The sequence below is a fragment of the Larkinella humicola genome (assembly GCF_008727875.1).
Lineage (GTDB): Bacteria > Bacteroidota > Bacteroidia > Cytophagales > Spirosomataceae > Larkinella > Larkinella humicola.
In genome coordinates, this window is sequence record NZ_VTWS01000002.1 from 354,027 (window position 1) to 370,694 (window position 16,668).

A 16,668-nucleotide genomic window follows, 5' to 3' on the forward strand; every position below is an offset into this window, starting at 1 on the left:
TCTTGTCTCTTGTCTTAGCTCTCTTGTCTTTCTACGGTTTCAGCACCTTGACCGTAACCGCCTGCTGACCACTCACGACCCGCAGCAGAAGCAGCCCCGTCGGCTGTCGTCCGACCGGCACGTGCTGAATTTCAACGGCTCCGGCTTCTGCCACGTCCTGTTCCGCCAGCATTCGGCCATTCAGGTCGGAAAGCTGCAAATGCAGGAATTGACCTTCGGCTCCGCGGACTTCCACCCCAACGGTTTCACCCACCGGATTGCCCAAAACCGTCACCGTCAAGTTCCGCTCCGGAACACCCGCCGACACGCGGGCCGCCGGGGGCGCACACGTCAGCGGTTTCGGCGCCCCCTTCAGGGTGTAACTGCTGTTCAGGATCTTTGCACTGATTTGATGCGTGGCATTGTTCTTCAGACTGGCGGGTGTCGTAAAGCTATACGCATGAGCGCCGTTGCCTTTGGCCGCATCTTTCAGATCCTGCCGGTAGATGTTGGCTTCGGTCGTGCCGATGGCAACGCCGTTGGCATAAAACTCAACTGTCATCGGTGTGTTCGGCTTGTTCCGATCCCAGACCCAGCCCCGCATGGTGCCGCACTCCACTTTGTCCAGATAACCTTCAAAGCTGCCCGTCACGGTGGTCGACGATGGCGGTTGTGTAGCCGGGGGCTGTATGGTCAAGGTTACGGGCGTTGAGCCGGTGCCGCCCCGCGGATCGCTTGCCGTATACGTCAGGGTAAATGTGCCATTGACCGTGGGCGTCCCGCTCAGCACCCGGCTGGCCGGATTGAAGCCCAGGCCAGTCGGCACGGGCGACAAACCGTAGGTGAGCGTTTCGTTATCCGGGTCCGTAAAAGCCGGTAACGTAGCCGAATACGCTACGCCTTGCTGGGCCGACAACGCAGCCACCGTGGGGGGTTGGGGCGGGTTGTTGGCCGGTGGTGGTGTGCCGGTCCCCTGACACTCAATCACTTTGGGGCCACTTTTCAGCACAAAACTGCTGCCCGTTACGCGGGCCGAAAGGCTATGTTTCGCCCCGTTTTTCAGGCTGTTGTCGATGAAGTAGCGAAACGCATGGCGTCCGTCGCCTTTGCCGGCGTTGGCCAGATCCTGCCGGAATTCATCGGCGGTCAGGGTAGCAATAACCGTTGTTCCGTCCAGAATCTGAACCGAAATCGGGGTGTTTCGCTGGTTGGCGTCCCAGGCCCAGCCCCGGAACGTTTCGCAGTCCGCGCCGTAGAGATAGCCGTCAAAGTTGCCGCTGACCACGGGGGGCGTCGTCGGATTGCAGGCCACGTTGGTCGGCACTCCGGTCGTTTCGCCCTTGTTGAGCATCGGAACCGAAGCGTTGAAAAAGGTCTGGCCGTTATACGGGGTCGTCAGGGCCTTGTTCCATTCCGTCGCCACGGCGCTCTGCCCCAGGTTGTTGAAGTGCGTTTTATCGGGATCCGGTTGTCGGTATGAATTGCCAAACTGGTCGGTATTGGGGCCGGTGAAAATGTTGGCCCGGCCATAAGGCGACACAAACGGATCTCCAAACGCTTTGGGTGCAGCGGACGGATTGCTGTTGTCGTGGGTGGCATACCCAATCGTTTTGACTTGTCCTGCCACGATTAACGGGTCGCTGATGCCCCGGAGATGGCTGGCCTGCGCAATGACCCAGGGAACATCGGCACCGAGATCGGCGCGGCTTTGCCCAATCAGTTCATTCAGCACATCGCCGTCATTTTCAGACATGTTGATCGAATTGGTCCGTACATCGTAATACCGCATCGCCCGTGGAAAACCGCCGGTCGTATTGGTAGGCGAGTTGTTCGGCGTCGTCGGGTCATCCCGTCGGTCGTTCTCTCCCTGGTGCCAGAGAATGGCCCGCAACCCCGTCTGTTTGGCCCGGCCCGTCAGAAAATTCTTCAAATTCCGGTACGGAAATCCGTTGATAAACCGGGGCTGCCCGTCGTTGAAGGGCGTAGTGCGGTTCTGGCTGCTGTTCCGCCATTCCACCACGCTCGTCGACGACATGGAGTTCTGGTAGAAGGCCACCGGCACATTCAGCGCCTGGATCAGCTTGTTGCCTAATCCGCCCCAATACCATTGAAAATAAACCGTTTCGGGCGAACAACCGGCGCATTTTCCCGGATCGTTTTCTTCAAAACCCTGCAGGTTGTTACTCTGGTCTTTCTCATTAAAAAACCGGACGAAGGTCACATTACCCGTTTCATAAGCCGGGTTGTTCGCATTCACTATGCCCGACGCGTTGGATTGGCCGGCAATGGCAAACACCTCCCCGACGCCGAGGTCGAACTCGGCCGTTTCCCGACCGCTGTTGTCCTTCGCCTTCACTTTATACATGCCACCGGCCACGTCGATCTGCGCCGTAACCTGACACGTCCCGGCCCCCGCAATCGGCACCGTCGTCCAGCTTTGCGAAGTACCCGTCACCGGATCGAGTGGCCCCTGCGTGCCACCGGCCAGGGTGTATTTGTAAAAGAGCAGTTGCAGGGACGAAATGGCCTGTCCGTTGGTTGAGGTAATGATGCATTTTACGCTCGCTTTGTTGTCGGACCCGCGCTGAAAGACCATTCCGTTTTGCGGCCACGAAACCGCCACCTGAGCCTGGAGCGTTGCAGCTTCCAACAACACTACCAATACGATTCCAACTTTTAAGAGTAGATTTTTAGGCATACAATGCGGTTTATGGTAACTAGAAAGATAGGAAATAAGACAAACCCGTTCCGTTAGCGAAATTGACTCTTCAGGAATCACGCTGCAATACTATTTCATTTCACGGATTTATAGAATAATTTATGCCAGTATTTCCATTCGGGGAAGTCTATCCTGTATACGTAAAAACGGGGGTAGTTGGTTTTGAACCAGCCTATTATCGTCCTGTTCACCTTCGCTAAAAAAGCAAGATTAAAATTTTTAACTGGACCTATTCTTCAATTTTACAGCCAAACAACTATTCTGGTCAGATACACGGTGTTATTATAATATGTATACTTACCGAAGTAATCATACCCAATTAACACTAAACCCATGAGGAAAAATTTATGCCATTGCTTGCTGACGCTGTTCGGCATAGCGATGTGGGCTCAGCATGTCCAGGCTCAAAGTCGGCAAGTCACCGGAAAGGTCATCGATGAGACCAGTGCGGCAGTCCCGGCGGCCAATGTGGTCGTCAAAGGAACCACCACCGGAACCACCACCGCCGGAGACGGAACCTTCACCGTTTCCATGCCATCCGGCAACCAAACCTTAACCATCTCGTCCATTGGATTCCGAACCGAAGAGGTCCAGGTCACACCCGCCATGTCGAAGGTGACGGTTAAGCTGATACCGGACGTCAAGAGCCTGAGCGAAGTGGTGGTCACCGCGCTGGGGGTTCAGCGTAACACCCGCAACGTCGGGTATGCCGTGCAGCAGATCGACGGAAGCGGAATTCAGGAAGCCCGGGAAGTCAACTTTATCAATTCGTTGCAGGGCAAACTGGCGGGCGTACAGATCGGCGGCAACAGCGGTTCCATGGGCGGTTCGTCGCGGGTCACCATTCGCGGGCTGAAATCCATTTCCGGCAACAACAACGCTCTTTTCATCGTGGACGGCGTACCGATGGCCAACATGAACCTCAATTCCTACGGGGTTACGGGCGGACAGGGCACCGGAGGTGGCGGCTACGATTACGGTAACCCGGCCCAGTTGATCAACCCCAATGATGTCGAAAACATTTCGGTGCTGAAAGGAGCCGCAGCAACGGCACTGTACGGAAGCCGCGGGCAGAACGGCGTCATTTACATCACGACCAAAACCGGCAAAGGGTCCGGCAGTCTTTCGGTGAATTATGACCTCAACATGCAAATCGACCAGGTTTCCCTGTTGCCCAACTTTCAGAATTCGTACGGGGGCGGGGGCAGTTCCGCGTTCACCAAATTGTACGTTAACCAGAATCCGACCGGTTTTCTGCCCGGCGGAGGAACGTATGACGACAACGATGGCAAAGGGAAATACGACCTGATTCCGGATTATGGCACCGACGAATCGTGGGGGCCAAAGCTGGACGGCACGCTGGTGCGGCACTACTGGTCGTGGGATCAGGACCGGAACAATCCGAACTTCGGCAAAACCGCTCCCTGGAGCGCCCACCCCAACAATGCGAAGGATTTCTTCAAAACCGGCTTCACGTTTTCCAATAACTTGTCGGTCGCCAGCAGCACCGACAAAGGTTCCATCCGGTTTTCGCTGGGGCAAACGAAGCAGAACTTTATTTATCCCGGCAGCCACCTGAACCGGTTTTTCATCAGCCTCAACACGACGTATAAATTCACCGACAAATTCACGTTCAGCGGAGGCATCAATTACGTTCACGACGACTCCAAAGGGCGGCCCGGAACCGGCTTCTTCGGCAACAACCCCATGTTGTTTTACGTCATGTTCGGCCAGCGTCAGATCGACGATGCGTATCTGAAAGACTATAAATATGCCGACGGAACGGAGCAGTCGTGGAACCGGACGGCCTGGAATATTCAGAAACCGGCCTTTACCCAGAATCCGTACTGGAACCAGTATGAAAGCTACAACACCGACCAGAATAACCGCTATTTCGGGAATGCCGGTCTAACCTATAAAATCACCGACTGGCTTTCGGCCGACGTGCGCGTCTTCTCGGATTACCTGAACCACCTCGATGAAGTCCGCAGTGCCAAAGGGTTTTTCGTCGGGTCGTATGCCAAACGGGTAGCGATCAACAACGAAACCAACTACCAGGGCACGCTGAATCTGAACAAGACGTTTATGGATTCCAAACTGAGTCTGGAAGCCGTGGCGGGTGGTAATATCCTGAGTATCAAATCGAGCGTGGATGCGGGCAGCACGAGTGGCGGACTCCAGAATCCGCTGGTGTATGTGCTGCAAAATTCCGTTCTTCCCGCAACGGTTTCGAACGCGTTTGGAAACCGACAAACCAATTCTCTCTTTGCATCGGCCACGCTGGGGTATAAAAAGGTGCTGTATCTGACGGCCACCGGCCGGAACGACTGGGCCTCCACCCTGCGCCAGACCGGCAATTTCTCGTATTTCTACCCTTCCATCGCCGGTTCGTTTATCTTCTCGGATGTGCTGGCAAAAACCAACTGGCTCACCCTCGGCAAAGCGCGGCTGTCGTATGCCCGGGTCGGAAATGACGCCGATCCCTACAACGTTTCGAGGTATTATGACTACGTCGCCCCGTTCAATACGTTCCCGCTGCAAAGCACGTCCGACAAGCTGTTTAACAGCAAGTTAAAACCGGAACTTTCGTCGGAAGTAGAAGGCGGTTTTGACTTTAAATTCTTCGGCGAACTCCTCGGAGCCAGCGTAACCTACTACGACCGCCGGACCAAAAACCAGATCTGGAACGTGCAGATTCCCGCCGAAAGCGGTTTTTCGACCAAGATTGTCAACGGTGGAACCGTCCAGAACCGGGGTGTTGAACTGACCCTCTCGGCTGCCCCCGTGACCACCCGGAGTTTTAGCTGGCGAATGGCCCTGAACTTCTCGAAAAACAAGAATACCGTACTCGATCTTAACAGTACCGGCGACAACATCCAGGGCATCGAGCGGTTTATCATCGGCACGGAACGACGCACTAACAAAGTATCGATGGTAGCTCAGAAAGGCATGTCGCTGGGCACCATGCTCGGCACTGACTTTGTCTATGATGCCAACGGGAACAAAACCGTCGGCGCCAACGGGACCTACAACGTGACGCCAACCCCGGTGATTATTGGCGATGCCAACCCCGATTTCATCGGCGGTTTTTCCAATACGTTCAGTTTCAAAAGCCTGTATCTTTCGGCGCTGATCGATTTTCAGAAAGGCGGGGATTTCTTTTCGTACACCAATCTGTACGGCTATAAATCCGGTATGCTGAAAGAAACGGCAGAAAATGGCATTCGCGAAAACGGGGTGATCAACCCGGGTGTAAAAGCCGACGGCACCCCGAATGATGTGGTCATTACGGCCCGCACCCACTTCAACGCCGACGGTGGAAACCGGATCAGCAGTGCCAATTTATACGACGGCAGCTTTATCTATTTACGCGAAGTCCGGCTGGGCTGGAATTTCCCGGATGCCGTCGCCAAAAAAATCCGGATGCAGGCTTTGCGGCTCACCCTGACAGGCCGGAACCTCTGGCTGATCAAAAGCAGTGCGCCCAACGTCGACCCGGCCAACATCACCAATTCCATCAGCAACCAGATTGGTTTTGAAGGCGGTGCGTTGCCGCCCGTCCGGAGTTACGGGGTGAATATTAACATGACTTTTTAAGGAATGCCCGGTTTGGGCACCTAAAACCTAACAGTTACCACTATGAAATTGAATACCGTATTCCTGCTGGCCGCGCTGCTCGTCGCCATTTCAGGATGCCAGAACTTTGAGGAGCTGAACACCGATCCGGCCCGTTCCAGCGAAACGCAACCGGAATTCCTGCTGGCCAGCGCCGAGAAACGCGCGTCGGACCTGATGTACGATACGTATTTTAACGGACGCATCGGCATGGAACTTTCGCAATACTGGATGGGCACCGACAAGACCTCCGACGGCCGCTTTCTGTTCACCAACGACGGCTTGTGGAATGGCCTGTATGCCGGCCCGCTGATGGATTTGCAGGAAATCCAGAACTACTACACCCGGCACCCGGAAGAAAGCAATCCGCACACGCTGGCCGTGTCCGAAATCCTGAAAGCCTGGTTGTTTCAGGTCCTGACCGACGTCTACGTCGATATTCCCTATTCGCAGGCTCTCAAAGGCGACGACATTCCGCAGCCCGTATATGACAAAGGCAAAGACGTCTACGCGGGCTCGCTGGCTTCGTTGAAAAAGCAGGTCGACATTCTGCAAAATACCGCTTCCGGGGCCATTCGGGGCGATATTATAGCCAACGGCGACGCCAAACAGTGGGCGCGGATCGGCAATGCCCTGCGCATTCGGATGGCCTTGCGAATCGCCGATGCGCAACCCGCCGAAGCCAAAACCGTCATCGAAGAAGCGGTTAAAAACACGCTGACCAGCGTCAGCCAAGATGCTTTTTTTCCGTATAACGTGGCGACGGCGACGAACCGGTTTCCGTATAACGACGTCGAAAGACCGCTGGTGGAATTCGCCGTCACCGCAACGCTGGTCGATTATCTGAAATCCGTCAACGATCCGCGACTACCAATTTTTGCCCGTCCGGACGACACCAATGGCAAGTACATCGGCAAAGTGTATGGCACGGAAGCCAATTCGCCAACCATGATTGGCTTGTCTAAACCGGGCGTGGTGGCCTACAGCGGGTCGGCCAAGGGTTACCTGATCACCTACGCCGAAATTGCCTTTGCCAAAGCCGAAGCCGCTGCACGCGGGATGAACGTCGGCACCGAAACGGCGGAAGACCTCTATAAAACCGCCGTAACCGCTTCCATGACGCAGTGGGGAATCACGGATTCGAAAGTGGTCGCAGCGTACCTTGAAGGGGTTCCGTATAAAGCCGGCACGTTCAAAAACGTGATTGGTACGCAAAAATGGCTGGCGCTCTACATGCAGGGGTTGCAGGCCTGGATGGAACGGTTGCGGCTGGACCCGAAAAAACCGAACGGCGACATCCTGTTCATCGACCCGGCGTCGGGCAGCCTCGACCCGGACGTAAAAGACGTTCCGAAACGGTTGAAATACCCCAGTGGAAGCCGGGCCAGCAATGCCACCAACAGCGCGGAAGCCGCCAAAAACATCGGGGGCGATACGCAGGCGGTGAAAAATTGGTGGGATATTTTGTAAAGGATTGAAACGCTGATTGGGCGGATTTAACGGATTTAAACAGATTTTATCTGCGTTAATCCGTTAAATCCGCCCAATCAGCGTTTCAATCAGATCAAAAGTCGTAATTTGGATTTTATCGACTCGTTCTCTTCTTAACCTATTTGATAGGCATGATCTTAAAATCCATCCTGACTGGTCTGTTTCTTATGCTTGAAATCTCCGGGGCGATAGCCCAATCCCCTCCCCTAAACTATCCAAAAACCCGCAAAACGGATCAGGTTGACGACTACCACGGCACAAAAGTGGCCGACCCCTACCGCTGGCTCGAAGACGACCGGTCGGCGGAAACCGGTGCGTGGGTGAAAGCCCAGAATGCTGTTACCTTCGGGTATCTGGAGCAGATTCCTTACCGGAAGCAACTGGAAAAGCGGCTCGAGCAGATCATCAATTACCCCCGTTTTTCGGCTCCGGGTCGTAAGCAGGAGTGGTTTTACTTTTACAAAAACGACGGACTACAAAATCAGTCGGTTTTATACCGGCAGAAGGGCCTGACCGGCACGCCCGAGGTGGTGATCGACCCCAACCAGCTTTCGGCCGACGGCACGACGCGGCTCACGAGCTTCGATCTGTCGAAAAACGGCCGGTATGCCGCCTATGCGCTGTCGAAAGCGGGGTCGGACTGGCAGGAAATCTACGTGATGGACATGCAAACCTTGAAACCGCTGCCCGACAAGCTTGAGTGGGTAAAATTCACGGGGGCGGCCTGGAAAGGCGACGGTTTTTATTACAGCCGGTACGACCAACCCGCTGCCGGACAGGAGTTATCGTCCAAAAATGAGTTCATGAAGGTGTACTTCCACCGGCAGGGAACCGCTCAGGCCCAGGACGAACTGGTGTATGAAGACAAAGCACATCCGTTGCGGTATTTCTTTTCACAAACCACTGAAGACGAACGGTTTCTGATCCTGAACATTTCCGAGGGCACGGACGGGTCCGAGGTCTGGTATAAAGACCTGCAGGCCGGTGACAAGCAATTCAAGCGACTTTTCGAAGGCTTCAAACACAACTACTCGGTGGTCGACAATGTGGGCGATCAGTTGCTGGTGTATCACAACAACGGCGCACCGAATTACAAGCTCTCTAAAGTAATGCCCAAAACCGGTGCGCTCCGTGATCTGATTCCGGAAAAACCCGAAAAACTGGATGGCGCGTCGGTGGCTGGTAACAAACTCTTTGCGAATTACCTGAAAGATGCCACCTCGCGTGTTTACGTATACGACCTGAACGGCAAGCTCGAAAATGAGGTGTCGTTGCCGGGCCTGGGAACGGTGAGCGGATTTGATGGCGAGCGCGACGACAAATTCGTTTTCTACACCTTCACCTCCTTCACGTTTCCGGCCACCATTTACCGCTACGACCTGGCGACGAAGAAAACCACCCTGTTCCGGGCGCCGGAAGTCGATTTCAAACCGGCGGATTACGAAACCAAACAGGTGTTCTTTACCAGCAAGGACGGCACCCGCGTACCGTTGTTCCTGACCTACCGGAAGGGACTGCAACTGGACGGCAACAACCCGACGATGTTGTACGGATACGGCGGTTTTAACGTCACCCTCACCCCAGGTTTCAGCGCGTTGCTGATTCCGTTTCTGGAACAGGGCGGCATTTACGCGTCTGTGAACCTGCGCGGAGGCAGCGAATACGGCGAAACCTGGCACGAGCAGGGCATGAAACTCAAAAAACAGAATGTATTCGACGATTGCATTGCGGCTGCCGAGTTCCTGATCGCTCAGAAATACACCTCACCGCAGAAGCTGGCGCTGCGGGGCGGTTCCAACGGTGGTTTGCTGGTGGGCGCGGTCATCAACCAGCGGCCGGATTTGTTTCGGGTTGCCATTCCGCAGGTGGGCGTGATGGACATGCTGCGGTTTCATAAATTCACCGTTGGCTGGGGCTGGGTGTCGGATTACGGCAGCAGCGATAACGCCGACGAATTCAAGGCGATTTATGCCTATTCGCCAATTCATAATATTAAAGAGGGAATCCCTTATCCGGCCACAATGATCACCACCGCCGACCACGACGACCGGGTGGTTCCGGCCCATTCGTTCAAGTACGCGGCTACGTTGCAGGAACACTACAAAGGCCCGAATCCGGCCCTGATCCGGATCGAAACCAACTCCGGTCACGGTGCCAGCAACACGAAGAAAAACATCGAGTCGACGGCGGATATCTACGCGTTTATGCTCTGGAATATGGGCGTGAAGAGTTTGAAATAGACAAGAGAGCCGAGACGTGAGAGCAGAGACAACAAAGCTGTTGGTCTTTCTTCTCACGTCTCGGCTCTCTTGTCCAGTAAACAAAAAACCGCCGGAAGCGAGCTTCCGGCGGTTTTTTGTTGTGGCGATGCCTGATTAAAATTTGAAGGCAACCCCTAATTTCAGCGGTGCAACACCGTAGCCTACTTCAGCAAAAGCGCCGATGTTGGGTTTGAAATAGTAGCGACCGCCCAAATGCAGGTTAAAGAAGGCACCACTGCCGTACGAATCGCTGTAAATGGAACCACCCGGTCCATCATACTTGTAACTTGAGATCCGGTAGCCAATACCCACACCAGCGTACAAATCGAGCTTGTCGTTACCCAGATTTAGCAGTTCATTGACGTGGTATGAGCCACGAACACCAATTGGGACGAACGTATAACGCCAGTATGATGAGTAACTCCAGGTATAAAAGTCAACCTGAGCTCCTACGCTGATTTCGTCGGTTACACCCACTTCGAAAGACGCGCCCAGCGGAATTCCACCACCGTAGTATGCACCCAAACCGATACCGGCATTCAATAATTTATCGCCTTTCTGATATTGTGCGAATGATTGCGTACCTACCAGCAGCAGGGACATTACGAGGAGTGAGGAGAGTAATTTTTTCATTAGTATGAATGAGTTAGATGTGAAACTTAGGCCAAAATAAGGGAGTTTCTCAGGTTCTTACAAGTGGTGAATGGTTAGTTGGTCTCATTTCGGTGAAAAACGGGTAGAATTCCCTTAAATTCTCGTAGTAGTTACCCTTATTTCTTTCCTGGTAGCAAGTAGTTCTACGTATGCTCCCGTTGTAATCCATGTAGTTACAATAATTACAATGGACTTTCGAACGCGGCCGGGCGGGCGGTTTCCAGACTATACCAGGTGGGGTGTCGAAAAAAAGTCGAATTTTCGCACAACCGCTGTAATGAATGCTCTCTTCCGTCGTCTTTGTTTCTGAAATGGATTTACAAGCCTTCAACCAAATCGTACTCCCCGTTCAGGGCCGGCTGTTTCGGTTGGCCAAACTGTTTCTGCGCAACCGCGAAGAAGCCGAGGATACGTTGCAGGAGGTGTTGCTGCGGCTCTGGACGAAACGGCAGCAGTTGGATTCGTACCACAGCGTCGAAGCGCTGGCGGTGCAGATGACGCGAAACCTGTGTCTGGACAAACTAAAATCCCAGGCCAACCGGACGACGAACGGCACTACCGACCTGACAACCGTTCAGGCAGACGATGTTTCGCCGTATCGTCAGACCGAATTAGCAGACAGCAGTGCGCTGCTGCGTCGCATCATCGGCGATTTGCCGGACCCGCAAAAGCTGATTCTGCATCTGCGCGATGTGGAGGAGTATTCGTTTGAAGAAATTGAACAGGTAACGGGCCTGACCGTCAACAACATCCGCGTGATTTTGTCGAGAGCCCGACAGCGGGTTCGGGACAGTTACCTAAAGACCAACGATTATGAAGCAGGATATTGAAAAGCTGCTCGAGAAATACTACGCCGGGGAGAGCACCCTGGAAGAAGAAAAAGCCTTGCGGGATTTTTTTCGCGGACCCTCGGTTCCCGCCCATCTGGAAAACCAGGCCGGGCCGTTTCGCTACTTCGCCGAAGCCCGGAACGAGCAGCCGTCCCCCGCTTTCAACAACCGGTTGGCCAACCGGCTGGGTTCGGAAGGTCGCATCCGGAGCCTGACAACCTGGGGGCTCCGAATGGCCGCCAGTGTGGCCTTGCTGGCGGGCGGTTTTGCGGGCGGTTTCTACTATAGCAACCACGTTTCTGCACCGACTGATTCGCTCGAAACCTCGTCGACGGTGGCCATAAAAAAAGTGCTGGATTTCGATCCGGCAGCCCAGACATCGGCCAGCGAACGCATTCAGGCCGTTAACCAGAGCTACGAGCTGGCGGAAGCCGATCAGGCGGTTACGCAGTTGCTGATCAATACGCTGAATTTTGATGAAAACGTCAACGTACGGCTGGCGGCTTGTGAAGCCCTGATGCGATTGCCCAACGAACCGGGGGTTCGGGAAGCCCTGATTCAATCGCTGAAGATTCAGACCGATCCCTACGTCCAGATCATGCTCATCGAAACTCTGGTTTCGATTCAGGAAAAACGGGCCGTCGACGCGATGCAGCGACTCGCTCAAAACCGCCAGCTTTTGGAAGCGGTTCGGCTGAAAGCGGAGGAAGGGCTGAATCGGCTGGCTCAGGCCAAAAACCGCTCTGCTTCCTGATTCTATTCGATTTCCACTTTTTATAGACCAAACCAATGAGAAAAATCAGTTTATTGATTGTCACGGCTTTATGCTGCCTTCTGGATGCCAACGCCCAGGAATACAAAGCTAAACTCGCCAATGCCAAAGACCGGAAAATTGTCATCGAAATGGACGCCGGTGACTACAAAATTGAAGGTTACGACGGCGATGAGGTCATCATCCGGGCCTCTTCGGGGCTGGAAGCACCGCCGGAACGGGCCAAAGGATTGAAACCGCTGTATTACTCGGCCGTAGACAATTCCGGCATCGGGCTGGCCGTGACCCCGGAAAACGGCGGATTGAAAATCGAAAAAGCCACCCGCAAAGACATCGACTACACGATTCGGGTGCCTAAAAAAGTTGCCATTCTCTTTCGTCAAATCAACTGGCGAAACGGAGCGGTCACCATCAGCAACATGGACGGCGACCTGGAAGTGCGAACCACCAACTCGCCCATTACGCTCAAAAGTGTCACCGGCCCCGTGGTCGCCAACACCACCAACGGCGAAGTCAACGTCTTTTTCACGAACCTGAGCCAGGAAAAACCGACGTCCATCACCACCATTTCGGGGGCGGTAGACGTGACGCTGCCCGCCAATGCGAAGGCCAACATGAAGCTGCGGTCCATCAATGGCGAGATGTATACCGACTTTGACCTGGGTCTGAAAAGTTCGAAGGAAGGCTTGTCACGCGTGGGCGGAGGCAACCACATCGAAGGAACGGCCAACGGCGGAGGGGTTGAAATTCAGCTCAATACCATCAGCAGTAACATCTACATCCGCAAGCAGAAGTAAGCCATCCAAAATCGCCCTATTCCCGTGAAAAAGCTCCTCTTTTTGCTCCTGACCGGCCTGACCGTCAGTTCGGCCTTCGCCCAGAAAATTATTGATAAAACCTTTCCGTTCACGCCGAACCAGCTCGTCAACCTCCATCTGAAGTTTGCTGACAGCATTCAGGTCCGGTATTGGGATAAACCGGAGGTTTACGTCCGCATTGCGGTGACCATCAACAGCGGTCAGCTTAACAATGCCCTGCTGGTTGAATCCACGTCTACGGCGTCTGAAATCAGCGTCAAAACCGATTACGACCGGGAGCTTTTGCGACTGGGCAAAGCCGAGGACTGTCCGGGCAAAAAAGCCTCGACCTGGCGCACCGAAATGAACGGACAGGATTACTACGTCTGCAGCACCATCCAATACCAGGTTTTTCTGCCCCGCAAAGCCAAACTGCGCGTCGAAACCATCAACGGCAACATCGACATCGAAGGCGCCAGCGAAGAGGTGTTTGCCAAAACCATCAGCGGTTTTGTGGATCTGAACTGGCCCGGAACCAAGGGTGCCAATCTGTCCATGAAAACCATCACCGGCGAGGTGTTTTCCGACCTACCCATCGACTTCAAAACCAAAAAGCAAAAGAATCCGATGGTCGGTTATCTGCTGGAAGGAACCGTCAACGGCGGTGGGCCGGAGGTACGGCTGGAGTCGATCAGCAATAACGTGTATGTTCGGAAGAAGTAATTGATAGCCCTCGTCGATGACGGGCCTACCGAATCATCGCTGGGTTGAGAGTGTGTAAAGCTTGACTATCCTAAACCAAAAACGGCTCAACAGCATATCTCTATGCGGTTAAGCCCTTTTTGGCATCAGGGTTCGGGTTATTCGTTTTCTTGCGGAAGGGATTTTTTCGGCGTATTTCCGGCCACTTCAGCCGAAGGGGCTTCCTGACCCGCTACGTTGAAATGCTGAATTTTGTAGTTCCGGTTGGCCAGATTTTCCTCAGCCGTGTGCGGAACCAGAATTCCGTTGACCGGTTCTGTATTGAGCCTTGGTTGCTTGTAATTCGCTACGGCCCGGTTGTTCACCGCCGGGACGCTAATGCCTTCCCCTTTCTGATTCGCCCATTTTTGGGCAGCAGCGGCTTTGTTGGGGTGTTTGTAATTATGGGTCGAATAGGTGACATCCTTCCGACGTTTGGTATCGTCCTGGGCTGCGGCATTCAAAATCGTTAATCCACTAAGAGCTAGAGCAAAAATGTATGTTTTCATGGCTTTTTCTGTCTTTATATTAAATCAACCACTCGGTTTCAGGTTCGTTTTGTACCCTACTGCCTGGTTGACCTTACAAAGGTCGTAAGCCGGTGTTAAGCTCGTGTTAGAACGACATTAGAACGGGGTTAGAAATGCCGCTAGCGGGGGAAATTCACAATAAAAGTGGTTCCGGCATCTTCCTTCGACTCAACCCGAATGTCGCCTTTGTGCAGCCGGACGATGCGCTCCGTCAATGGAAGTCCAATCCCGAAACCCGGTAGTCCGCTGGCATTACGACCCCGCTGAAACGGGATGAACACCTCCGCTAGCTGGTCGGGCGGAATCACCGAACCGGCGTTATGCACCCGTAATTCGATCGACTTCGGTTGGACGGATGCGTGGAGAGTTACCGTATGGTCGGTCGAAAATTTGCCGCCGTTATCGAGCAGGTTGAAAAAAGCCGTCCGCAGCAGGGGTTCGCTGCCCGTCAGTTGCCAGTCGGCGGGAGATGCATTCGGCGAATCGATGCGAAGGTGAACGGTATAGGTGGGTTGAAGCCGCTGAACGTCGAGCCGAACCTGTTCCAGCAAACGATCCAGTGGCACGGGTCCCATCGGCACGGCGGACGAATCCATGCTGGCATTGGCCAACGCCAGCAGTCCATTGGCCATGCGGTTGAGCCCCCTGACATCGTCCAGCACCGAGCGCAGCGTCGCCCGCAGTTCGTCGGGCTCATCATCGGCCAGCAGCGACACTTCCAACTGCCCCGTAATGGCGGTCAGCGGGGTTCGCAACTCGTGCGACGCGTGTGACACAAACGACCGTTGCAGCCGGAACGCGTCCTCCAGCCGGTTGAGCATCCGGTTGAACCGCTGCGCCAGTTGGGTCAGTTCGTCGGCACTTTCGCCTTCGGGTAAACGGAGCGACAGATTCGAGGCCGTAATTTCGTCGATCCGCTGATTGATCCGGCTGATGGGTTCCAGAATACGGCCCATGAAGTAGCGGGCCGCAATCAGCATGACGCCGATCATCACAAACCAGCCCCCGCTCAGCAACCGGGCCAAATCCTGCATGGACCGCACGCCATAGATGTCAACCGCCGAGGCAAAAATGACAAACGGAGCGGCTTTTTCGGTAAACAAAATCCCCACGATTTCGCGATTTCCCTCCCGCCACTGCGTCGTCTGTAGCTCCCGAACCCGGTCCAAAATCGCGGGTGTCACCGTCAGAAAGTCCGTTCCGCTTTCGTAAATCAGGCGGTTTTGCGCGTTGTAGATGATGATTTCCTCGTCGGGCAAAACCGTCAGTTGATTCTTGTCGATCAGGTTGTAGAGGGTCGGCCCCAGGCTCTCCTGCCCCACCAACAGATGCCCCGCCGTCAGGGCTTCCGACCGCAGCCGGGTCAGGAATTCTTTTTTCCGGTACTGTTCCGCCACCAGATACAGAAACAGACAGAAGAAGGCCAGCAAAATGGAAACGATGGCGGTCGATAACAGGGTCAGGCGGTTTTGAAGGCTCATTTTTCTTTCAGCACGTAGCCCATTCCAATCAGTGTGTGGATGAGCTTGGTGGGATAATCCTTGTCGATCTTGGCGCGCAGGTAACTTACGTACACATCGATGACGTTTGTGCCGGTATCGAACCCGATGTCCCACACCTGCTCGGCAATGTCTACCCGCGAAACCACCCGGCCCGCGTTGCGCATCAGGTATTCCAGCAGGGCAAATTCGCGGGCGGTCAGCTCGATGGTCTGCCCCTGCCGACGCGCCACACGTTCGTGCAGGTCGAGTTCCAGATCGGCCACGCGCAGAATGCGGTCCGCTTCTTCGGTCGTTCCGGCCCGGCGCAGGAGGGCTTTTACCCGGGCCACCAGTTCCAGAAAATCAAACGGTTTGGCCAGATAATCGTCGGCACCGGCTTCAAATCCCAGCAATTTATCGGCGGTCGTATCCAGCGCCGTCAACATCAGAATCGGCACCCGGCGGTTTTGCTGCCGGATGTACTCCGCCACCTCAAGGCCGCTGATATCAGGCAGATTGACGTCCAGAATAATGAGATCGAAGGTTGCGGTATTGAAAAGTGCTTTCCCTTCCTCGCCCGTCAAGGCCACCTCCACCGTATACGATTGCGTCTGAAGCCCTTTTTTAATAAACGTAGCCACCTTGGGTTCGTCTTCAACCAATAGCAAATGGGCGTTGGAACCAGTCGTCATAAGTCAGTGTGCGTGTTCCCGAAAGAGATAAAGTAAAACCGGGTGTAAAGTACGAATCGAATGATTAGCAATCTACACCCGGTTTGCCCGGGTACGAAGTATTCAT

The 16,668-nt window shown here is 54.3% G+C and carries 12 protein-coding genes; 7 read left to right on the forward strand and 5 right to left on the reverse strand.

Annotated elements, in window-relative coordinates:
• Window positions 1–31 precede the first annotated feature (31 nt).
• Window positions 32–2,677, reverse strand: a complete 2,646-nt coding sequence (locus F0P93_RS09400) for a putative Ig domain-containing protein (protein WP_150876120.1) — start codon at window positions 2,675–2,677, stop codon at window positions 32–34.
• A 354-nt stretch (window positions 2,678–3,031) separates the two neighbouring features.
• Here F0P93_RS09400 and F0P93_RS09405 point away from each other — a divergent pair, with 354 nt between their 5' ends.
• The 3 genes from F0P93_RS09405 to F0P93_RS09415 all read left to right on the forward strand — a co-directional run bounded on the left by F0P93_RS09405 (window position 3,032) and on the right by F0P93_RS09415 (window position 10,044).
• The gene (locus F0P93_RS09405; RefSeq protein ID WP_150876121.1) at window positions 3,032–6,295 is read left to right on the forward strand and encodes a SusC/RagA family TonB-linked outer membrane protein; all 3,264 of its coding nucleotides are present in this window, start codon (window positions 3,032–3,034) and stop codon (window positions 6,293–6,295) included.
• Window positions 6,296–6,337: 42 nt separating this feature from the next.
• Window positions 6,338–7,783 (forward strand): SusD/RagB family nutrient-binding outer membrane lipoprotein, encoded by a 1,446-nt coding sequence (locus F0P93_RS09410; RefSeq protein WP_150876122.1) that lies wholly within the window; start codon window positions 6,338–6,340, stop codon window positions 7,781–7,783.
• Window positions 7,784–7,935: 152 nt separating this feature from the next.
• Window positions 7,936–10,044 (forward strand): prolyl oligopeptidase family serine peptidase, encoded by a 2,109-nt coding sequence (locus F0P93_RS09415; RefSeq protein WP_225309422.1) that lies wholly within the window; start codon window positions 7,936–7,938, stop codon window positions 10,042–10,044.
• A 135-nt stretch (window positions 10,045–10,179) separates the two neighbouring features.
• On the opposite strand, the gene F0P93_RS09420 is transcribed toward F0P93_RS09415, so the two are convergent.
• Window positions 10,180–10,698, reverse strand: a complete 519-nt coding sequence (locus tag F0P93_RS09420) for a hypothetical protein (protein WP_138989690.1) — start codon at window positions 10,696–10,698, stop codon at window positions 10,180–10,182.
• 302 nt (window positions 10,699–11,000) lie between these two features.
• Between F0P93_RS09420 and F0P93_RS09425 the strand changes: the two genes are divergently transcribed.
• Genes F0P93_RS09425 through F0P93_RS09440 form a run of 4 tightly spaced genes read left to right on the forward strand, consistent with a single transcriptional unit; the run spans window position 11,001 to window position 13,841 of the window.
• Window positions 11,001–11,549, forward strand: a complete 549-nt coding sequence (locus tag F0P93_RS09425; RefSeq protein ID WP_225309423.1) for a GFO_1088 family ECF-type sigma factor — start codon at window positions 11,001–11,003, stop codon at window positions 11,547–11,549.
• Entirely contained in the window at window positions 11,533–12,303 is a 771-nt protein-coding gene (locus F0P93_RS09430; protein ID WP_150876124.1) for a HEAT repeat domain-containing protein, read from the forward strand. Before F0P93_RS09425 ends, F0P93_RS09430 begins: the two co-directional genes overlap by 17 nt.
• 35 nt (window positions 12,304–12,338) lie before the next feature.
• Window positions 12,339–13,118 carry a DUF4097 family beta strand repeat-containing protein gene (locus F0P93_RS09435; protein WP_150876125.1) on the forward strand — a complete coding sequence of 260 codons (780 nt, stop codon included), beginning with the start codon at window positions 12,339–12,341 and terminating at the stop codon, window positions 13,116–13,118.
• 24 nt (window positions 13,119–13,142) lie between these two features.
• Window positions 13,143–13,841 (forward strand): DUF4097 family beta strand repeat-containing protein, encoded by a 699-nt coding sequence (locus tag F0P93_RS09440; RefSeq protein ID WP_150876126.1) that lies wholly within the window; start codon window positions 13,143–13,145, stop codon window positions 13,839–13,841.
• A gap of 137 nt (window positions 13,842–13,978) precedes the next feature.
• On the opposite strand, the gene F0P93_RS09445 is transcribed toward F0P93_RS09440, so the two are convergent.
• The 3 genes from F0P93_RS09445 to F0P93_RS09455 form a co-directional block, all read right to left on the reverse strand.
• Window positions 13,979–14,368, reverse strand: coding sequence for a hypothetical protein (locus F0P93_RS09445; protein ID WP_150876127.1), 390 nt, complete (start codon window positions 14,366–14,368; stop codon window positions 13,979–13,981).
• A 140-nt stretch (window positions 14,369–14,508) separates the two neighbouring features.
• Window positions 14,509–15,870: a HAMP domain-containing sensor histidine kinase gene (locus F0P93_RS09450; RefSeq protein ID WP_150876128.1), complete on the reverse strand. Its 1,362-nt coding sequence runs from the start codon at window positions 15,868–15,870 to the stop codon at window positions 14,509–14,511.
• Window positions 15,867–16,562, reverse strand: coding sequence for a response regulator transcription factor (locus tag F0P93_RS09455; protein ID WP_150876129.1), 696 nt, complete (start codon window positions 16,560–16,562; stop codon window positions 15,867–15,869). Before F0P93_RS09455 ends, F0P93_RS09450 begins: the two co-directional genes overlap by 4 nt.
• Window positions 16,563–16,668 lie beyond the last annotated feature (106 nt).